At 50.0% G+C, this 19,532-nt stretch carries 16 protein-coding genes; 9 read left to right on the forward strand and 7 right to left on the reverse strand.

The features are described from left to right. Nucleotides 1-11 precede the first annotated feature (11 nt). Nucleotides 12-683, forward strand: coding sequence for a 3-keto-disaccharide hydrolase (locus AB2U10_RS09660; RefSeq protein WP_367913888.1), 672 nt, complete (start codon nt 12-14; stop codon nt 681-683). Between the two features lie 14 nt (nt 684-697). Continuing rightward, nucleotides 698-1,456: an SUMF1/EgtB/PvdO family nonheme iron enzyme gene (locus AB2U10_RS09665; protein ID WP_367913889.1), complete on the forward strand. Its 759-nt coding sequence runs from the start codon at nt 698-700 to the stop codon at nt 1,454-1,456. 10 nt (nt 1,457-1,466) lie between these two features. Here AB2U10_RS09665 and AB2U10_RS09670 read toward each other — a convergent pair whose 3' ends face one another. From AB2U10_RS09670 to AB2U10_RS09685, 4 genes are all read right to left on the reverse strand, one after another. After that, nucleotides 1,467-1,895, reverse strand: a complete 429-nt coding sequence (locus AB2U10_RS09670) for a secondary thiamine-phosphate synthase enzyme YjbQ (RefSeq protein WP_367913890.1) — start codon at nt 1,893-1,895, stop codon at nt 1,467-1,469. A gap of 60 nt (nt 1,896-1,955) precedes the next feature. Continuing rightward, the gene (locus AB2U10_RS09675; RefSeq protein ID WP_367913891.1) at nt 1,956-2,276 is read right to left on the reverse strand and encodes a DUF3467 domain-containing protein; all 321 of its coding nucleotides are present in this window, start codon (nt 2,274-2,276) and stop codon (nt 1,956-1,958) included. A gap of 114 nt (nt 2,277-2,390) precedes the next feature. Further along, a complete protein-coding gene (locus AB2U10_RS09680; protein WP_367913892.1) occupies nt 2,391-4,799 on the reverse strand; it encodes a S9 family peptidase in 2,409 nt (802 codons plus the stop codon). Nucleotides 4,800-4,896: 97 nt separating this feature from the next. After that, the gene (locus tag AB2U10_RS09685) at nt 4,897-7,797 is read right to left on the reverse strand and encodes a serine hydrolase domain-containing protein (RefSeq protein WP_367913924.1); all 2,901 of its coding nucleotides are present in this window, start codon (nt 7,795-7,797) and stop codon (nt 4,897-4,899) included. A gap of 227 nt (nt 7,798-8,024) precedes the next feature. On the opposite strand from AB2U10_RS09685, the gene AB2U10_RS09690 reads away from it, so the two are divergent. Further along, nucleotides 8,025-9,641 carry an ABC-F family ATP-binding cassette domain-containing protein gene (locus tag AB2U10_RS09690; protein WP_367913893.1) on the forward strand — a complete coding sequence of 539 codons (1,617 nt, stop codon included), beginning with the start codon at nt 8,025-8,027 and terminating at the stop codon, nt 9,639-9,641. 155 nt (nt 9,642-9,796) lie between these two features. Here AB2U10_RS09690 and rpsA read toward each other — a convergent pair whose 3' ends face one another. Continuing rightward, nucleotides 9,797-11,614, reverse strand: a complete 1,818-nt coding sequence (gene rpsA, locus AB2U10_RS09695; protein WP_367913894.1) for a 30S ribosomal protein S1 — start codon at nt 11,612-11,614, stop codon at nt 9,797-9,799. Between the two features lie 188 nt (nt 11,615-11,802). On the opposite strand from rpsA, the gene AB2U10_RS09700 reads away from it, so the two are divergent. Beyond that, nucleotides 11,803-12,582 carry a mechanosensitive ion channel family protein gene (locus AB2U10_RS09700; protein ID WP_367913895.1) on the forward strand — a complete coding sequence of 260 codons (780 nt, stop codon included), beginning with the start codon at nt 11,803-11,805 and terminating at the stop codon, nt 12,580-12,582. 1 nt (nt 12,583) lies between these two features. On the opposite strand, the gene AB2U10_RS09705 is transcribed toward AB2U10_RS09700, so the two are convergent. Continuing rightward, nucleotides 12,584-13,651: a GHMP family kinase ATP-binding protein gene (locus AB2U10_RS09705; RefSeq protein ID WP_367913896.1), complete on the reverse strand. Its 1,068-nt coding sequence runs from the start codon at nt 13,649-13,651 to the stop codon at nt 12,584-12,586. 248 nt (nt 13,652-13,899) lie between these two features. Here AB2U10_RS09705 and AB2U10_RS09710 point away from each other — a divergent pair, with 248 nt between their 5' ends. Together AB2U10_RS09710 and AB2U10_RS09715 are read left to right on the forward strand one after the other, a co-directional pair. Beyond that, nucleotides 13,900-14,403 (forward strand): HNH endonuclease, encoded by a 504-nt coding sequence (locus AB2U10_RS09710; protein ID WP_367913897.1) that lies wholly within the window; start codon nt 13,900-13,902, stop codon nt 14,401-14,403. Nucleotides 14,404-14,451: 48 nt separating this feature from the next. Next, nucleotides 14,452-15,837, forward strand: a complete 1,386-nt coding sequence (locus AB2U10_RS09715; RefSeq protein ID WP_367913898.1) for a leucyl aminopeptidase family protein — start codon at nt 14,452-14,454, stop codon at nt 15,835-15,837. Between the two features lie 25 nt (nt 15,838-15,862). On the opposite strand, the gene AB2U10_RS09720 is transcribed toward AB2U10_RS09715, so the two are convergent. Then, nucleotides 15,863-16,411 carry a hypothetical protein gene (locus AB2U10_RS09720; RefSeq protein WP_367913899.1) on the reverse strand — a complete coding sequence of 183 codons (549 nt, stop codon included), beginning with the start codon at nt 16,409-16,411 and terminating at the stop codon, nt 15,863-15,865. Between the two features lie 141 nt (nt 16,412-16,552). Between AB2U10_RS09720 and AB2U10_RS09725 the strand changes: the two genes are divergently transcribed. The 3 genes from AB2U10_RS09725 to AB2U10_RS09735 all read left to right on the forward strand — a co-directional run bounded on the left by AB2U10_RS09725 (nt 16,553) and on the right by AB2U10_RS09735 (nt 19,529). Next, the gene (locus tag AB2U10_RS09725) at nt 16,553-17,584 is read left to right on the forward strand and encodes an MORN repeat-containing protein (protein ID WP_367913900.1); all 1,032 of its coding nucleotides are present in this window, start codon (nt 16,553-16,555) and stop codon (nt 17,582-17,584) included. A 72-nt stretch (nt 17,585-17,656) separates the two neighbouring features. After that, nucleotides 17,657-18,508, forward strand: coding sequence for an acetyl-CoA carboxylase, carboxyltransferase subunit beta (gene accD, locus AB2U10_RS09730; RefSeq protein WP_367913901.1), 852 nt, complete (start codon nt 17,657-17,659; stop codon nt 18,506-18,508). Between the two features lie 85 nt (nt 18,509-18,593). Continuing rightward, nucleotides 18,594-19,529 (forward strand): bile acid:sodium symporter family protein, encoded by a 936-nt coding sequence (locus AB2U10_RS09735; protein WP_367913902.1) that lies wholly within the window; start codon nt 18,594-18,596, stop codon nt 19,527-19,529. Nucleotides 19,530-19,532: the final 3 nt, after the last annotated feature.

Below are 19,532 nucleotides of genomic sequence, written 5' to 3' on the forward strand. Positions count from 1 at the left end.
ACCAAAAAACTATGAGAATTGTAATGTTTTTATTGGCTATGCTAGCCGCAAATACGGGGTTTTCACAAAAAAACAAATGGGTCAAACTCTTTGACGGGAAAGACCTCAACCAGTGGTACTCGTGGAAGATCAATGACGGTAACAGTACAGCCGGCTGGAATATTGTGAATGGTGAGCTTACCACCGACGGTAAGGAGGGTGACCTGGTGACGAAAAAAGAATACGGTAATTTTGAGCTGGAATTTGAATTTAAAGTGGCTCCTAAAGGAAACAGTGGTATTATCTACAAGGTGCTCGATAAGAAAAACGAAAAAGAGCAACCGTACATATACGGACCGGAATACCAGATCATAGACGATGTGAATTACCCCGGAACACCCAAAGATGTGCATAAAACGGGCGGAAATTACGACGTATATGCGCCACTGGACCTGACAGCGGTAAAACCGGCCGGGGAATGGAATAAAGGAAAGATCAAAATACAGAACAACAGGGTAGAGCACTGGCTGAACGGTAAGAAAGTGGCCGATTACGAGTATGCCGGCGATAAATGGAAAGAAGATATTGCCAAAAGTAAGTTCAAGAGCTGGCCTTATGCCACTCCGCACAATAAAGGCAAAATCTCGCTTCAGGGCCACGGAGATTCGGTATGGTTTAAGAATATCCGGATCAGGGAGCTATAATACCGGTGATTTTTTTGAAACGAAATACAGCCCTGCTGTTCGTGCTTCTTTTAACGGCTGCGTGTAAACCGCAGGAAGAAGAAGGCATGGTACGGGTCAATGACAGCTTCCGGATGGATGTTTCACCGGTTACGGTGGCAGACTTCCGGAAGTTTGTACAGGCTACTTCGTATACCACAGAGGCTGAGAAGTTCGGAGACGGAGGGGTCTTTGATTTTACAACGGGCCAGTGGCACCTGGTGAAGGGCGCGTACTGGGAATACCCGTTCGGACCTGGGGCCGGCAAAGCGGCAGACGATCACCCCGTAACCCAGGTTTCGTGGAACGATGCGCAGGCCTACTGCCGCTGGGCCGGTAAACGGCTGCCCACCAGTGAAGAGTTCATCCTGGCCGAAAAAAACGGCCATAAAGAATATGCAAACACCTATACCTGGGGCGACGATTTCCTGGAAGACGGTGTTTTTAAAGCCAATTTCTGGCAGGGGACATTCCCCGTACACAATACAGTAGAAGACGGGTTCCTGGCCACCTCTCCGGTAGGCTATTTCGGGAAAAATGCGTTGGGGCTTACCGATATGGGCGGAAATGTGTGGCAGTGGTGCAGCGACGACTCGCAGAGCCGGCCCGGAGAGAAAAACCAGCGCGGAGGCTCTTTTTTATGCGACCCGATGGTCTGCCACGGTTTTAAGATCGGTGGAATAGCCTCTTCTTCGCCTGAAACCAGCCTGGTTCATGTAGGCTTCCGGTGTGTAAAAGATATTTCTTTGTTCTGAGAAAGTGTATTCAGCATTCTCCCCAGGCCGTAATCACCAGCTTCCTGCCTGTGTCGTAATTGCGGTGCTCACCCAGGTAAATGCCCTGCCATTTCCCGAGGTTAAGCTTACCGGCCGTTACAGGAATCTGCAGGCTGTTTCCAAGCAGAGATGATTTTAAGTGGCCGGGCATGTCATCTGCCCCTTCGTAATTGTGCTGGTAATAAGGGGCATTTTCAGGAACGGTGGCGTTAAAATGCCTTTCGAAATCTCCTCTTACTGTAGGGTCAAAATTTTCGTTAATGGTGATGCTGGCAGAAGTATGTTTAATAAAGACATGCAGAATGCCGATCGTGATCTCCGATAGCTCGGGTATGGCATTCAGCACCTGGTCAGTGATCAGGTGAAAACCTCTTTTCTGAGGCTTCAGCTTTATTTCTTTTTGAAAGAACCGGGTCATAAGGCTATAAAAGACAGATTGCCCGTTCGGTAGTACAGGCAATCTGTAGTGTTAAAAGTTTCATGCTTCTCCGATAGGCCCCCCGAAATTCATGGGAAACGGCACCGGTTCACCTGACTGGCGGATTTCTCCGAAAGTATCCTCGTACTTCCGGATGTTATCTTCCAGGGCATGTAACAGGCGCTGGGCATGTTCCGGGGTAAGAATGATCCTCGACTTTACCTTGGCTTTCGGAATGCCCGGCATAAGCCGGATAAAGTCTACCACAAACTCACTGTTGGAGTGGGCAATCATGGCCAGATTAGCATAGACACCCTCAGCAACATCTTCCGTAAGTTCGATATTGATCTGGTTTTCTTCCTGCATTTTTTTCTGTTTCATGTCCAAATCTAGTAAGAATATGTTTAAATCTTGTCGTTTGGCTTTATTTTGCGAATTTTTTTAAGCGAAATAAATTCCCGGAACAAAATTTAAACATATTCTTAAAAGATCACCTTATTTTTTCAAATATTTCTCCAGGAACTGATCCTGTTCCCACAGCAGGTGAAGAATATTCTCTTTGGCGGCATAGCCATGGCTTTCTTTAGGAAGGATCACCATGCGGGCAGGTGCGCCCAGCCCTTTCAATGCCTGGAAGTACCTTTCGGTTTGCAGCGTGAAGGTTCCCGGGTTGTTATCGGCCTCACCGTGAACCAGCAGGATCGGTGTTTTCATTTTTTCGGCGTTCATAAACGGCGACATGGTGTTATACACCCCGGGAACGTCCCAGTAATTGCGTTGCTCGCGCTGGAATCCGAACGGGGTAAGCGTACGGTTATAGGCACCGCTCCGGGCTATACCTGCTGCGAAAAGTTTGGAATGGGTTAAGAGGTTAGCCGTCATAAATGCTCCGTACGAGTGACCGCCCACGGCTACGCGTTTGGTATCAATATAACCCAGGTCATCTACCGCTTTGATGGCTGCTTCGGCGTTGGCTACCAGCTGCTCCACGAAGGTATCGTTGGGCTCTTTACCGTTTTCACCCACAATAGGGAAGGCGGCGTCATTCAGTACGGCATATCCTTTCGTGGCCCAGAATACAAATGAACCGTAAGAAGGGAACGTGAACTGGTTAGGGTTAAGAGCCGTTTGCCCGGCGCTGTTTTTATCCACAAACTCCTGCGGATATGCCCAGATCAGCAAAGGTAATTTCTCCTTTTTGGTTTTGTCGTAATTGGCGGGCAGGTACAGGGTTCCCGAGAGATCCACACCGTCTTTTCTTTTGTACCTGATCACTTCTTTCTGCAGCTTACTGATGCTTTCAAAAGGATTTTTGAAATGCGTGATCTGAACCGGCTCTGTCTTGGTTTTAATATTACGCAGGAAATAATTCGGGTAATCGGTAGCCGACTGGATCATGACCAGCACCTCGCCGGTTTTGAAATCCTGGATAGACTGGATGTCTTCCAGCTTATCGGTGTACGAAGACTGGTAAAGACGGTTGGTTTTCAGGGTAGACCAATCCAGTTCATCAATGAAGGGGAATTGTCCTTCTTTGGTGTGTCCCGGTCCGACCAGGAAGCTTTTCCCGTTTTCTATAGCCAGCACATACCGGCCGTACGGGTTCCGGATGGTTTCAAAGCTACCCGGGTTGGAATAGATATCCTGGGAGTTCCGGTCAGAAATGAGCCGGGGTTCTGCTTTGGAAGAAGGGTCAAAAACAAACCGGCGGGTGCTGCGGGTATCGTACCACTGGTCGTTCAGTATGGCCAGCTTCTCATTCCCCCAGAGGATGCCCGAATAACGTTGCTGCGTTTTTACAAGCGAAACGGCAGGCTGGCTAAAGGGGGCTTTCCAGGTAAACACTTCATCGCGGTAGTCCACTTTTTTCGCCGGGTCGCCGCCGTCAAGGGCTTCCACATAGACCAGGGTAGCCGGTTCGTCGGCCCGCCAGTTCATGTTTCTTTTTCCGGCTTTTACGGCCATGAAACCTTTCGGCAGAACCTCGTTCAGGGGCTCGTCGTTAACGACTTTAACCTGCTTCCCGTTTTTATCATAAACAATTGATTTGCTTGGGAAACGGTTGTAAGGAACCACGTAGGAGAACGGTTTTCCGAGTACGGAGATCATCACGTAGTTTCCGTCAGGAGAAAAAGATTCATCGGTATAAAGACCGGCAGGCAGGAAAGGTGTTTTTTTCCCGGTCAGGTCTACCTTGTAGATCTCTGATGTGATAAGGGTTTCAAAGTTGGCTTCATCGGCCGGGTTTTTCAGCAGATCCTGGTAGGTACGGTTTTGCGATGCTTTCCCTTCCGCTGTAGAAACGATCGGTCCGGTGGGCAGGCTTACCCGGGTATCGATCAGCGCCTTTCTTTTTGCGGGCAGGTATTTTACCAGGAGGTTTTTGCTGTCTCTGTACCAGCTCACGGGATTGCCCATGTTGCCGTTCAGGTAACCTGTACCGATCTTCCTGGCAGTGGCGGTGGCCAGGTCCAGGATCCACAGCTCCACGCCACCGGCGGCGGTATGGGTAAAGGAGATCTTTGTTTCGTCAGGTGACCAGCTTAAATAGGTGATTTTCGGATTCTGGGGCAGGCCTTTTACCTGGATCTCCTGCGTATCTTTTACTTTCCTCACTTTGAGGTTATTCAGATAGGTAACGCTGCTTGAAATGTTGGTTACGGGGTTGATCCGCAGCCCGCCCAGGCGAAGCTCCTCCTGGTTCAGGTCTTCCAGGGTTTTGTAGGTGTCGCGGTAGGAGAAGAGCATGTATTCTTTTTTAGAATCCATGGAAACGGAGGGCGGTCTTTCGTAATCTACCAGGTCAAGGATTTCTTTCGGCGGTTTCTGGTATTCCAGGTTTTCCTGGGCCCATGCTGAGAACCAGATCCCCGAAACAAGCAGGAAAGAGAATAATTTTTTCATAAATAGTTAATTGATATTTTACTACCAATTTACACAATAAGAAAGGACTCCTCCAAAAAGAGTAGGCGTAACGGGAATTTTTTGCGATGTATTCCGGTCAAATTCCGTCGGTTATGGCTTTATAGGCCACATCGTGAATTTTCTGTCGGGTTTTATTACGAATCAGCTTCTGGTTGGCGGCCGACGGATACACCCGGTTGGAGAGAAATACGAAGATCATTTCTGCTTCAGGATCTACCCATACACAGGTGCCGGTAAAGCCTGTATGGCCGTAGGTTTTCTCAGATGCATACTGCGAGACGGTGCCGTCGCCCGGCCCGGAGGGCTTGTTCCAGCCCAGGCCCCGGTGGCTGATACGCGACTGGTTTTTGGTGAAGAAATCAATGGTTTCTTTCGAAAAGAACTGCCGGTCATCGTAGCTGCCGCCGTTCAGGTTCATCTGCATCAGGCGGGCCAGGTCCCAGGCATTCGAAAACAGCCCGGCATGCCCCGCCACCCCGCCTAAAAGGGCCGCGTTGGGGTCGTGTACTGTGCCCTGGATAGATGCCTTCCGGAAGTCGCCGGAAACTTCTGTAGGAGCGATCAGGCTCCTGGGCTTTTGCTGGAAAACATTGTACATGAGATTGTGGAGGCCCATGGGCTCGTAAATGTTGACGCCTACAAATGCGTCAAGATTGCGGCCGCTGACGCGCTCCACCACCCGCTGAAGAAGGATGAGCCCGAGGTCAGAATACACATATTTGGTTCCCGGGGCACCTATTAAAGGGCTTTTCTCTATCCAGGCAAATACAGAGTCTTTTATAACGGGATTAACGGCCAGGTCATCGGATATCTTCAGGTAACCGTGCTGGGCGGTATCGGTAGAGAAGTAGTAGGGATTGAGCTGTTCGCTTCCGAAACGGGTGTTTTCGTAAAACGGTACAAAGGCTTTCAGTCCTGCCTGGTGAAGCAGCACATCTTTGACGGTAATGCGGTTTTTATTCGTTTTTTCAAGCTCTGGTAAGTAGAAAGAGAGCTTTTCATTAATATCGATTTTTTTCTGATCGTAGAGCATCATAACGGCCTGCAGGGTAGAGGCTACTTTGGTCACCGACGCCAGGTCGTAGAGCGTATGGCGGGTAACGGGCTCACCGTAGGTGTATTTGAGGTTGCCGAAGCCTTCGTAGTATACTACTTTGCCTTTGCGGGCCACCAGCACCTGGCACCCGGGGAATTCCTGGGCATTAATGGCAGCCTGGGCTATCCGGTGTATCTCATCCAGCTTTCCGGCGTCCATGCCTACTTCAGAGGGCATGGCAAAGCCCAGCCGCTGGAACCCTTCAATTTCGTAGCCGTAGTCAAGCTTGCCATCGGCCGAGAGCGTATTTACGGGTACTTTCCCGTTGGCAGAGTTGACCCCGAACAGCACATTGGCTGCAGCCATCTGGGCCTCGTCTTCGTCTTCAAAACCGCATAATACGGTTTCAAATTCATCAAAGAACTTAAGACTGTAGGGATTACCGAAAACACAGACAATGAGGCGTGACCGTTTCTGGATATCCCTCAGCAGGTTAAGGGTAGATTCGGTAATGCCGTAATCCAGCTTTTCAGATTGCCGTACTCTATGAATGCTTACAATGACCAGGTCGTTTTTTACGGCCTCGTCTGCCACGTGCTGCCACTCGGCGTTTCCGGCAGGTTTATCGGCCAGCAGGTAAGGGGTTACGTTTCCGTAGAGTTCGAGGGTACTTTGAAAGAGGTTGCCCTCGTCAGCGCCCACGGCTATAGAAGCCATATTGACAGTAGAAAGGCCCTTGATGGGAATAAGCCCGAACTCATCGCGGGTTACGGTCACGGCTTTGTTATAGACCAGCTGCTTCAGCTCTTTGCTTTTTTCATTGTTGAGTTCGGCGGTAATATTCTTCAGATCAACGGGTGTGTAAGCATTCAGCCCTACCCAATATTTGGCTTTCAGGATTTTCCGGATGCTTTCATCGAGCTCTGCTTCGGTGATGGCGCCTTTTATGCAGGCGTCGAGTACGGCGTTATAAGCCTTGTCTATATTGGCCGTCTGCAGCAGCATATCGTTCCCGGCTTTGAAGGCGCGAACTTCTGCTTCACCTACCGGGAAACTTTTGAGGAGGCCCCGCATATTCAGGGCATCGGAAATCACAAGGCCTTCAAAGCCCAGCTCTTTCTGCAGGTACCCTTTGATAACCTTCTCCGATACGGTGGCGGGCACCCCGTTATCCAGTGCCGGCACATTCAGGTGCCCTACCATGATAGACGATACGCTGTCTTTGATCAGCGCTACAAAGGGGGCAGACTCCACCTCGCGGATGTGCTGAAGGCTGTGGTTCAGAACGGGCAGGTCATAATGCGAGTCTATGCCGGTATCTCCGTGCCCCGGGAAATGCTTGGCGCTGGTCATAACGTTCTGTTTGCGGTGACCCCGGACAAACGCGGTGGTGAGCTCGGATACATTGGAGACCGACTCGCCGAAAGAACGGTAGTTAATGACAGGGTTCTTAGGGTTGGAGTTGATGTCGGCTACAGGGGCGAAGTTGATGTGCACGCCGATGCGTTTGCATTGACGGGCAATTTCCTCACCGATCTGTTCGGCCAGGCCACTGTCTTTTGCAGCCCCGATGGTAATGGCTTTCGGGAAGGAATAGGTGTTGTTCAGCCGCATTCCCAGCCCCCATTCGGCGTCGAGACCTACCAAAAGAGGTATCTGGGAGGCTGCCTGGTAGCGATTGGTGAGCTCGGCCTGCTTCAGGGCATTTCCCTGGAAGAAAGCTACTCCGCCGAGGTGGTATTTGCGGATCTGGTTTTCAACAATCTGGTAATCGGCTTCCCGCTTATTGGAATAAACGGCTATCATGAACAACTGGCCCACCTTTTCTTCCAGCGTCATTTCCGAAAGAATCTTCTCTGTCCAGGCATTTTGTTTTTCCTGGAAAGTGGGGTCTCCGGAAACCGGATTTACCGGGTGGCGGTCAGCCACTGCGCCGGTCATCAGAAACAAAAAAATACAGCAATAAAAATATTTCAGCACGTGCTACAAACGAATAATAATAGATAAAACGAATAGATTCGCAAAAAAGGGCTTTTAGAAGGGAAAATAAAAGGTTTAATGCAGAAAAGTGAAGTAATATCGGATAGAAGTCCCGCAGGAGCGGCCTTATTATAGGGAAAAGCCCTAATAAATGCGTACCTTTGCACTTCAATTTTTTAATCAGATTTATGTTAACGGTATCTAATCTTTCCCTGCAGTTTGGGAAACGAGTGCTTTTTGAAGAAGTAAACCTGAAGTTCACTCCCGGAAACGTGTACGGCCTGATCGGGGCGAACGGTGCGGGAAAGTCGACTTTTGTAAAAATACTGGCGGGTGATATAGATCCCACCACCGGGAATGTAAGCATGGACCCGGGAGAACGGATGTCGGTGCTGAAGCAGAACCAGAATGCGTATGACGAGTATAGCGTGCTGGATACCGTTATGCGCGGAAACGAGCGTCTTTACGAGGTAATGCAGGAGAAAGACGCCCTGTATGCCAAAGAAGATTTTTCAGAAGAAGACGGAAACCGGGCTGCGGAGCTGGAAGGTGAATTTGCAGAAATGAACGGCTGGGAGGCCGAATCCGATGCGGCGGCATTGCTGTCAGGCCTGGGAATTTCAGAAGATTATCACTACACGGTGATGGCCGAAATGAACCCGGCTGAAAAAGTGAAGGTATTGCTGGCCCAGGCCCTGTTCGGAAACCCCGATGTGCTGCTCCTGGATGAGCCTACCAACAACCTGGATATCGAATCGATTCTCTGGCTGGAGAACTTCCTCATGAATTTCAAGAATACGGTGATCGTGGTTTCCCACGACCGGCACTTCCTGGATAATGTTTGTACCTATATTGCCGACCTCGATTTCAAGAAGATCACCCTTTACGGCGGTAACTATACCTTCTGGTACGAATCAAGCCAGCTGGCTGCCAAGCAGAAGGCCGACCAGAATAAGAAGGCGGAAGAGAAGAAGAAAGAGCTGGAAGAGTTTATCCGGCGGTTTTCAGCTAACGTGGCCAAATCAAAGCAGGCTACGGCCCGCCAGAAGATGATTGATAAGCTGGATATTGCCGCTATTCAGCCCTCGTCAAGAAGGTACCCGTTTATTGGCTTCAAGCCGGAGCGGGAAGTGGGTGACCAGATCCTGATGGTGGAGAATCTCAGCTATAAAAACGAAGAGGGAGATTACCTCTTTAAAGACCTGAGCTTCCAGGTGGCCAAGGGTGACAAGATTGCCTTTTTAAGCAAGGACGGCCTGGCCGTAACCGCCCTTTTCGATGTGCTGACGGAAAAGAAGCAGCCGGTTTCCGGAACTTTCAAATGGGGGGTGACCATTACCAAAGAATACCTGCCCAACGACAACACCGATTATTTTACCGACAGCAGCCTGAACCTGGTAGACTGGTTGCGCCAGTATTCTGCCGAGAAAGACGAAACCTTTATCCGGGGATTCCTGGGAAGGATGCTGTTTTCAGGCGAGGAGGCCCTGAAGCAATGTACGGTGCTTTCAGGAGGGGAGAAGCAGCGCTGCATGTTCTCGAAGATGATGCTGGCCAACTCCAATGTGCTGCTGTTTGATGAGCCTACCAACCACCTTGACCTGGAGTCTATCCAGGCGCTGAACAAAGGAATGGAAGATTATGACAGCGTTATCCTGTTTACATCGCATGACCACCAGCTGACCAACTCGGTGGCTAACCGGGTGATTGAGCTCGGGCCAAAAGGCTGCCTGGATAAGCTGATGACCTTTGATGAATTTTTGACCGACGAGCGCGTGAAGGGGCAGCGGGCGGCGATATATTGAAAGAAGGGGTAATAGCTGTATGCGGTTTTCGCTTACGGCTTGTGGTTCTTGCCTACGCCCGGTTCTCGACTACGCTCAGACTCTGAAGTTCGGAACTCCCCCATAAAAAACGGCCCACTTTTCAGCGGGCCGTTTTTAATATCCGGATGATCCGATTATTCTTCTGTTTCAGCTTTCTTCTTAGAGGCAGCCTTTTTCTTGGAGGCGGCTTCTTCGCTTACCAGCTGATCTTTCAGGGCAGCAAGAGCAGAGATATCTCCCAGCGTTGATTTTTCAGCTTCAGGAAGCTTCACTTTCTCCGCTGATTTTCCGCTTTTCTTTTTCTCAGGCTCTTCGGAAGGAGCTTCCCAGGTTCTGGTGTGAGAAAGAACAATTTTCTTCTCTTCTTTGTTGAATTCGGTCACTTCGAATTTCAGCTTTTCACCTACTTCCGCTACTGAGCCGTCTTCTTTTACGATTCCTTTAAGAGAAGCGGTTCCTTCAATACCGTAAGGCAGCTCAAGGGTAACCACTTTATCTGACTTGGCAATGATGCTGGCGTCATGTACGGTACCTACTTCAAAAACCGACTCGAACGTATCCCATGGATTCTCTTCGATATGCTTGTGGCTCAGGGCCAGCCTGCGGTTTTCAACATCCAGCTCAAGAACCACTACTTCAAGGGTATCACCGATCTTCACGAAGTCAGAAGGATGCTTGATCTTTTTGGTCCATGACAGGTCAGATACGTGTACCAGGCCGTCAATACCTTCTTCCAGTTCCAGGAACAGGCCGAAGTTGGTCAGGTTTCTCACGGTACCGGTGTGGCGGGTTCCGATGGCATATTTAGCCAGCAGATCCTGCTTGGTCCAGGGGTCTTCTGTCAGCTGCTTGATGCCCAGAGACATTTTTCTTTCTTCTTTGTCGAGGGTAAGAACCACGGCAGAGATTTCGTCTCCGATCTGGAGGAAGTCAGACGGGTTTCTCAGGTGCTGAGACCACGACATTTCTGAAACGTGGATCAGGCCTTCTACTCCCGGCTTCAGCTCGAGGAACGCACCGTAATCGGCAATATTTACAATTTTACCGGTTACTTTAGAGCCTACTTCCAGGTTTTGCGCCAGTGAATCCCAAGGATGGGCCTCCAGCTGCTTCATACCCAGAGAGATACGTTTTTTCTCATCGTCGAAGTCAAGTACAACCACCTTGATCTTGTCATCCAGGTTAAGTACTTCGTTCGGATGGTTCACGCGGCCCCACGAGATATCGGTAATGTGAAGCAGACCGTCAACACCGCCCAGGTCAATGAACACCCCGAAGTTAGTGATGTTTTTAACCACCCCTTCAAGCACCTGTCCTTTTTCCAGGTTAGTAAGAATCTGCTGTCTTTGTGATTCAAGATCTTTCTCGATCAGTACTTTGTGGGATACCACTACGTTATCGTTAGTGTGGTTGATTTTCACCACTTTAACTTCCATGCGTTTTCCTACAAATACGTCGAAGTCACGGATAGGCTTAACGTCGATCTGTGAACCGGGCAGGAACGCCTCAATTCCGTAGATATCAACGATCAGACCTCCTTTTGTACGACGTTTGATCAGGGCATCCACGATAACATCGGTTTCAAGCGCCTGCTCAATTTTAGACCATGCGGTCAGGATTCTTGCTTTCTTGCGGGAAATCACCAGCTGACCCAGCGCATCTTCCTGCTTTTCAATGAAAACTTCTACTTTGTCGCCTACCTTAAGATCAGGCAGGTCACGAAATTCTGAACGGGATACAATACCGTCAGATTTAAACCCGATGTTCAGCAGTACTTCCCTGTCGCTTACACCCACAACAAGTGCCTCTACCACATCTTTTTCTTCGATCGGAGAGAAGGTTTCTCCGTACAGTTTTTCGAGCTCGGCCTTCTGATCTGCAGAATAGCCACCACCAATACCTTTTTTGGTTACTTTGTCCCAGTCAAACGCAGGGAATTGTTGATCTGTCATAAAAATGTGCCCTTCGTACATCAGCAGACCGGGCTATTCTGCTGAAATTTAATTAGATAATGAATTCCTTCTGAAAAGGATTGCAAAGATAGAGGTTTTCTGTTCATTTACGAAGTATCATAAATAATTTTCTGACAATCAGGGGAATAATTCCTCTTTTTTGCGGGTGTTTTGCTTACTTTGCGGTTATGAAAGTACAACTGGCAAATCCTGAGCATCTTGTAGAAAAGCTTCTTTCGGTGGCATGGGCCTATATGCCCAAAATAGTGATTACCGTGCTGACGCTGATTGTGGGCTTCTGGCTGGCTAACCGGATAAGAAGCTGGCTGATGGCCATCCTCGACAGGAGAAATGTGAATCCCAATGTGATACCTTTCATGGGGTCGCTGATCTCTATCCTGATCAAGATCATGGTGCTGATCAGTGCGGCGGCCAAATTTGGTATTGAAACCACCTCATTTGTGGCTTTGCTGGGAGGTGCCGGGCTGGCTATAGGACTGGCTATGCAGGGCAATCTTTCTAATTTTGCCAGCGGTGTGATGATCCTGGCGTTTAAGCCTTACCAGATCGGCGACAGCGTAACCATAGCCGGGTACACGGGGATAGTGAAGGAGATCCTGATTTTTAATACGGTTTTGCTGACCAAAGAGAATAAGAGGGTGATCATTCCCAACAATTCCATTACCTCGGGCCCTATTGTTAATATCTCCGGGAACGGGGAGCTGCGGATAGAGCTGAATTTTAAGGTGCCGCATGAGAAAGACATTGAGACCGTAAAGAATATCATCCTGACGGCATGTGCCCAGAATGAAAAAATTCACCGGTCGCCGGCTCCCCGGGTTTCGCTCAACTCCGAAGACTGGGCCACCATTGTATATTCGGTCAAAGCCTGGTGCGCACCCGGAGATACGGGTGAGGTGGAAGATTACCTGAACGAAGTGGTGAAGCAGCGGCTTTCCGCCCTGTAGCCTAATCCACCCTTGTGCCTTCGTCTACCTCAATGATATAGGGCTTTCCGCCTTCCCGCTCAATGGCTTCTGCCACGGCTTCGGGGTTATTCGGCGCATAGGCAAACATGCATCCGCCGCCGCCTGAGCCATTGATCTTGGCTCCCAGGGCACCGGCGTTTAAAGAGGCTTCCACCATGCGGTCAATTTTGGGAGTAGATACTTTTTTGGCATCGCGCAGGCTGTCCTGGTGAATGTTCAGCAGCTCGCCAACCCGGGTTTTATCAACGGTATCAGCGGCAAACATGGTCCGCGCCTCGCGCAGGATATCGCGGTCGGAAAGGTTGCCCTCCAGCAACCGGAACTGCTCTGCGGAGAGTTCTGACCGGAAACGCCCGGCTTCTCCGGCCGGGAAGGTATGAAGATCGAAGGCCCTGCCTGAAGTATTAAGCCGGCGGATGATATCGAGCATACCGAATTTGACATGCTTGAGAATGCCCAGCGTATCTTTGGGCTCCAGGGAGTCGCCCAGCACAAACGTACCCAGCTTCACGGGATAAGACAGCGCCATGGGCTCAGGCACGGTTTCGAGGTACATGATATTTCCGAGGGCGGTAGAATACTGATCCATCATTCCGCCGGGTTCCCCGAATTCCAGCACTTCTGCTTCTACGGCAAATTTGCCAATGTCAAAACGCGATACCGTTTCGGCCGGCTTCACATCGGCCATCCGGGCCAGGAAGTGAATCCAGGATACCAGCAGGGCAGAGGAGCTTGACGTTCCTGAATTGATAGGAATATTGCCCGTTACGTGAACGTCAAAACCGGTCTCGAACCCGTAGCCGTGCCTCCGCAGCACATTAATGGCTGATTTGAAGTAATCACGCTCTTTGGCGTACCTGAGCTCGGGCTCGAGCAGGAATATTTCTTCAGACCGGATATCCGGCATGTGGATATGGATGGTATTGTCGGCTCTTTTTTCCCCGTGAACATGAATTCTTCGGGAAATGGCTGCGGCAATTACCGGCAGACCCAGGTAATCCTGGTGCTCTCCGAAAAGGCAGATCCTGCCGGGAGTTGAAATTTTCATACAAAACAGAAAAATACCGGATAGCTCCGGGTAAAATAAAAGTAGGGGTCAAAAATACAACTTATCGCGACAAATTTTTATGCATTTGGGCACTTTTGTGTTGAATGAGACATCGTGACGGGACCGTTTTGCGCATCCGCAGAAAGTAGAACATTGTTTATCAAAGGATTATTTAATGATTTCATTATTTGGTAAAATGAAAATTATCCGCTAGTTTCGGCTTGCAGAAAAACAATCCTAAACTGTACATGGGGCGGCAAGTGTTAGTTCTGAATGCCGACTACAGTGCTATAAGCGTCTGCACTGTACCTAAGGCATTTTTACTGGTTTATCTTAACAAGGCAGAGATGGTCGCGGAAGCGGGTACAGCATGCCTCAGAACCGTATCGTCGGTTTATTCCCTTCCCACCATCATTCGTTTGCACAGTTACGTGAAGGTTCCCTACAAAAGCATTGTGCTGAACCGTCACAATATTTTTAAAAGAGATCACCACCAGTGCCAGTACTGCGGATCTTCCAAAGACCTCACCTTAGACCACGTGCTGCCCAAGTCGAGGGGCGGCAAAACCAGCTGGGATAACCTGGTAGCAGCCTGCCGGAACTGCAATTCAAGGAAGGGTGACTGCCTGCCGGAAGAAGCGGGTATGCCGCTAAAGCAAAAGCCGTTTCGTCCTACCTTCGTGATGTTTGTCAGAGACTACTCCGGAAATATTGAAAGCACCTGGCTGCCGTATCTAAACCGCTGGCGGTAATTCTCCCGTTTTGAGTGTATATTTGTACCCTGATCAAAACGCAATACAATGAACTTTTTTATTCCTGTCTTTGAAGGAGCTGACACCGCTTCTGTTTTATCCTCGTCTGCTTATTTTGAAAACTTTAGCGGGAAAGCGGGGGAGCAGGTGTTTTATATTGATGCTGACGGAAACCGGCATTATGTATTGGGCCTGGGGAATAAAAAAGACGGCACATCGGTGATCCGGGCGGTCAGAAGCTTTTTTTACAAGCAGAAGGCCCGGTTGAAAGGCAAAGTGACGGTTAAGCTTACGGGGGAAGAAATGACGGGATATGTATCGGAAATCAGCCAGGGCATTTACCTCGGGCAGTACGAGATAGGTGTGCTGAAGAACAGGAACGACCGGAAGCCGGACTGGTACGATGAGGCGCCCGGCTTTGCTTTCGGGATCCCGGTAGCGGAGGCGGCCATTTTAAAAGGGCGTTATTTTGCCGAAGCCCAGATGCGGATCATGAAATGGGGCGACGCACCCGGTAATTATAAAACGCCGCAGATCCTGGCCCAATGGATCACAGAAGCCGGAAAGCAAAGCGGCTACGGGGTGGAGGTATACGATGCAAAGGCCTGTGAAACGCTGGGCATGCATGCCCTGCTGGGTGTAGGCCGGGGCAGCCGTGAGAATCCGCCCCTGTTCTGTATCCTGAAATACAGCCATCCGGAAGCGCGGAAAACCATCGGGCTGGTGGGCAAAGGCGTGACGTTTGATACCGGCGGCGTTTCACTAAAGCCCGGCGATAACATGAATTACATGAAGTCAGATATGGGCGGGGCGGCGGCCGTGGCCGGCACGATAGAAATGGCGGCGAAATTAAAACTTCCCGTTAACCTCATCGGGGCCATTCCCATCACGGAAAACTGTATCGACAGCTATGCCATCAAGCCGGGAGATGTGATCGGCTCGTATTCAGGGAAAACCATAGAAGTGATCAACACCGATGCGGAAGGGCGGCTGATCCTGGCCGATGCCCTGAGCTACATAACCGATCATTTCAAAACCGATGTTTTAATTGACCTGGCTACGCTTACGGGCAATGCCATCATGGCCCTGGGTTATAAGGCAGCGGCCCTGATCTCGCCCAATGACAGCCTGGCCGGCGATCTTTTTTCTTCGGGGCTCAGCACCGGTGAGAAAGTATGGCGGATGCCGCACTGGGACGACTACAAAGATGCGCTTAAATCAGATATTGCCGATCTGAAGAACCTGGCCGGCTCCCCGATCGGAGGGGCCATCAATGCGGCTAAATTCCTGGAAGAATTCACGCGTGAGCACCCGGCATGGGCGCATCTTGATATTGCCGGCACGGCCTTTGCCGACTCCGACTTCGGATCCATGAAATCGGCCACCGGCTATGGAATAAGGCTGCTGGTAGATTACCTGCAGAAGGTGCAATAAAGGTGCACCTTCTGCAGGAAGCCGCTTATTTGAAAGTATAAAATACCCCGAAGCTGGTGTTATTGGCCAGTGATCCGCTTAATGAAAACTGGGTAATTTCAGCAATCCGGCTAAAACTGGCACCGGCATATCCCAGGCTGGCAGTCAGCATGAAATGGTTTGAGAAATTATACATAAACCTCAGGGGAGTGACATAAGCACCTATGTAGACCCCTTTGGAATCCCCGAAAGCGGCCTGAGCCGTTCCGCCAAAATTAGGGGCGAGGTAAAATCTTTCCACCAATGGAATAAATTTTCCGAATTCTACGGCCGGCCCTACCCGGAAGGTCTGATTAGTTATGTTATTATATTCCTGTGTGGAGCCGGTAAAATGACCTCCCCAGGCCAGGTAAGTATTATTTGCCCGTATTTTTCCGTAGAGCAGTGAAGCATCGTACGTATTGTTTGTAGCGGTTTCACCGGAATTGACATTGATTCCCAGAGAACCCCGAATGATTTTCCTGCCGGCCAGATCCTGCGCCTGCAGGCTTAAGCAGGAGACCAGTAAAAGAAAAGAAATAGTAAGTGTTTTCATAAGAACGATTCATTTAAATGTTGAATTATTACATCTTTGACCTGATTTTAAGCAGGAGGGTTTAAATGCTCTTTAAAAAATCACCGCCTTTTATACCTTTTTCCTGCCGGAGAACGTTAATTTCCATATCGATTCCGGCCTATGCGCGCTTTCCTGATCTTTTTTCTTGTTGCTTTCCCGGGGATAAACAGCTTTTGCCAGAACGCTGAAATAGTAGTGGGAAACAGCTATTTCGGCACCACTATTAATGAAAAGGAGATTTGTGACCGGGTGGCTTTTACCACCCGCCCGGAGGTGACCATGGCCGTAGAGAACATTGTGAAGCGCTCGGGCCTGAAGCAGAACTTCTATGTAATGGAGTGCCCCAATACCGACAATTGCTTTGCGGCCACCCGTAACGGTGAAAGGCTCATTGTGTACGATGCCCGTTTCTTTAACCGGCTCAATACGGTGACCAGAACCGACTGGGCGGCATTGAGCATCCTGGCGCATGAGATCGGGCACCACCTGCAGGGGCACACCATTAAAAGCGGTGGCTCTGATCATAACCGCGAGCTGGAAGCCGACGAATTCAGCGGCTTTGTGATGTACCAGATGGGGGCCACGCTGGCCGAGGCACAGTCAGCCATTCAAAGCGTTACCACAGAATATGCCACGAGCTCGCACCCCCCGAGAAGCGTAAGGCTGAAAGCAATAGAAACCGGGTATACCAATGCCCGCGAGCTGTACCCGGGAGTTACCGCTGCCACAGATGCCCCGGTAACGGTAGCAAAGGAAATGAAAACAGGATGCATAGCAGGCAATTGCACAGAGGGGCGCGGTACCGCCATTAACTCGCGTACATTTGAGCGGTACGAAGGCGACTGGCACCTGGGCAAACGGCATGGCTACGGACGGGAATTTTCGGAAGACGGGCAGCTCACCTACATCGGCGGTTTTGAGACAGGTAAATATTCAGGGAACGGAATTTTATTTCTGAGCAACGGCGACCGCTATGAAGGCGGATTCCGTAACGGTAAAATGCACGGGAAGAACAGCCGGTATATCTTCCGTAACGGGGATATTCTTACCATAAATTATGACCAGGGCCTTCGCCAGGGTTTCGGTATCCTGACCCGGAATTCGGGCGAGCAAAGCAATACCTATTTTAAAAATGACCGGCGAATTCATTAATCTGCCGCAGGAAAATTGAATCGTACTTAATTTTTTGCTTTATATTTGTTCCCCATTACCTTATCGTACGTTATGTCGTGGTTTAGAAGAACAGAAAAAGGAATAAGTACTCCCACGGAGCTGAAGCGCGAAACCCCAGACGGTTTGTGGTATCAGTGTCCGGAATGCAAAAACGTGGTTCAGACCCGTGAGCATCAGCAAAATGCCTATACATGCCCCAAGTGCAACTATCATGATAAGATAGGTTCAGAGGCGTATTTCACTATTCTTTTTGATGAGGGGAAATATACGGAGCTGGATAAAAATATGACTTCGGGTGACCCGCTGAATTTTGTAGACACCAAGGCCTATCCGGCACGGATCAAGGCCACCGTAGAGAAGACCGGCTTAAAGGATGCCTGCCGCACCGTATACGGCAAAATTAACGGGGTTAATTTTACGGTGTCTTGCATGGACTTCAGCTTTATAGGCGGATCTATGGGCTCTGTGGTGGGCGAAAAGATAGCACGCGGTATTGATCATGCGCTGAAGCATAAAACGCCTTTCCTGATGATCTCCAAATCAGGCGGGGCCCGGATGATGGAAGCCGGTTTCTCCCTGATGCAGATGGCCAAGACGTCTGCCAAGCTGGCACTCCTGGATGAGGCAAAAATTCCGTATATCTCCCTGCTGACTGATCCTACCACCGGTGGTGTAACGGCTTCATTTGCCATGCTGGGCGACCTGAACATAGCAGAACCGGGCTCACTGATCGGTTTTGCGGGCCCGAGAGTTATCAAAGAAACAATCGGGAAAGATCTTCCGAAAGGATTCCAGACCGCTGAGTTTGTGCTGGAGCACGGCTTCCTGGATTTTATTGTAGACAGGAAAGACCTGAAGAATGAGCTGTCGGCCGTGGTTACCCTGATGATGCAGAATTCCTGAAGGAGCCCGGACCAGTACCGGCAGCCCCTGCACAGGCAAGTGCGGCCAGCCGGAACGTTGCTCCTGTAAAAGCTCACAGCTCAGCATGAAGATCGACCCTTTTATCCTGTTCCTGCTGGCGGTAGTGGGGTTAGCCTACTTCTTCCCGGGACCGGCGCACGTGCTCCCGCTCGATACCCTGGCCAGTGCGGGGATCTCCCTGGTATTTTTCTTTTACGGGCTAAAGCTGAGCCCGGCCGATATCCGTTCCGGCTTAAGTAACCCGAAGCTTCATTTGGTGATCCAGGTATTCACCTTTGTGGTGTTTCCACTGCTGGCGCTGGCGGTGAAGCCCTTTTTCTCTGCCAGAGAAATGTGGCTGGGATTGTTTTTCCTGGCGGCATTGCCGTCTACAGTCTCTTCATCGGTAGTGATGGTTTCCCTGGCCGGGGGCAATATTCCCGCAGCCATCTTTAACGCCAGCATTTCAGGGCTGATCGGCATTTTTATGACCCCGTTGTGGATGAGTCTTTTCCTGAAGGCCGGCGGCGGCGATATGTCGGCCATTTACCTGAAGCTTCTCTATGAGATCCTGCTTCCCATCAGTGCCGGGCTTCTTCTGCAGAAAAGACTGGCCGGAGCGGTGCATCAATTCAGGTCTTTCTTTACCCGGTTTGACCGGGCTGTTATATTGCTGGTGATTTACAATAGTTTTGTACACTCTTTTGAAAGCGGTATTTTCAGCAGCATACCGCCAGGCGATTTCTTTGTCTTGTGCGGGTGGGTGCTGTTGTTTTTCGGGATAATCTACGGGCTGATTTTCCTGGTTGCGGGGCAACTGGGCTTTAACCGCGAAGACCGGATCACGGCCCTTTTCTGCGGCACCAAAAAGTCACTGGTGCACGGAACGGTCTTTTCCAAAGTTTTGTGGGGCGGTTCGGCTGTGGTGGGCATCATCCTGCTGCCGCTCATGCTGTTTCATGCATTGCAGATCCTGATTATCGGGTTTATTGCGGGCAAATATGCCCGCAATGCGTCCTGACGG

Source organism: Leadbetterella sp. DM7, assembly GCF_040829825.2.
Taxonomy (GTDB): domain Bacteria; phylum Bacteroidota; class Bacteroidia; order Cytophagales; family Spirosomataceae; genus Leadbetterella.

Bases quoted from the DNA above. Each gene is read 5' to 3' on its own strand.
- AB2U10_RS09690 (WP_367913893.1), top strand. From the start codon at position 8,025: ATGTTAACGGTATCTAATCTTTCCCTGCAGTTTGGGAAACGAGTGCTT.
- AB2U10_RS09700 (WP_367913895.1), top strand. From the start codon at position 11,803: ATGAAAGTACAACTGGCAAATCCTGAGCATCTTGTAGAAAAGCTTCTT.
- AB2U10_RS09735 (WP_367913902.1), top strand. From the start codon at position 18,594: ATGAAGATCGACCCTTTTATCCTGTTCCTGCTGGCGGTAGTGGGGTTA.
- accD (WP_367913901.1), top strand. From the start codon at position 17,657: ATGTCGTGGTTTAGAAGAACAGAAAAAGGAATAAGTACTCCCACGGAG.
- AB2U10_RS09680 (WP_367913892.1), bottom strand. From the start codon at position 4,799: ATGAAAAAATTATTCTCTTTCCTGCTTGTTTCGGGGATCTGGTTCTCA.
- AB2U10_RS09710 (WP_367913897.1), top strand. From the start codon at position 13,900: ATGGGGCGGCAAGTGTTAGTTCTGAATGCCGACTACAGTGCTATAAGC.
- AB2U10_RS09715 (WP_367913898.1), top strand. From the start codon at position 14,452: ATGAACTTTTTTATTCCTGTCTTTGAAGGAGCTGACACCGCTTCTGTT.
- AB2U10_RS09685 (WP_367913924.1), bottom strand. From the start codon at position 7,797: ATGACCGGCGCAGTGGCTGACCGCCACCCGGTAAATCCGGTTTCCGGA.
- AB2U10_RS09675 (WP_367913891.1), bottom strand. From the start codon at position 2,276: ATGAAACAGAAAAAAATGCAGGAAGAAAACCAGATCAATATCGAACTT.
- AB2U10_RS09725 (WP_367913900.1), top strand. From the start codon at position 16,553: ATGCGCGCTTTCCTGATCTTTTTTCTTGTTGCTTTCCCGGGGATAAAC.
- AB2U10_RS09660 (WP_367913888.1), top strand. From the start codon at position 12: ATGAGAATTGTAATGTTTTTATTGGCTATGCTAGCCGCAAATACGGGG.
- AB2U10_RS09705 (WP_367913896.1), bottom strand. From the start codon at position 13,651: ATGAAAATTTCAACTCCCGGCAGGATCTGCCTTTTCGGAGAGCACCAG.
- rpsA (WP_367913894.1), bottom strand. From the start codon at position 11,614: ATGACAGATCAACAATTCCCTGCGTTTGACTGGGACAAAGTAACCAAA.
- AB2U10_RS09720 (WP_367913899.1), bottom strand. From the start codon at position 16,411: ATGAAAACACTTACTATTTCTTTTCTTTTACTGGTCTCCTGCTTAAGC.
- AB2U10_RS09670 (WP_367913890.1), bottom strand. From the start codon at position 1,895: ATGACCCGGTTCTTTCAAAAAGAAATAAAGCTGAAGCCTCAGAAAAGA.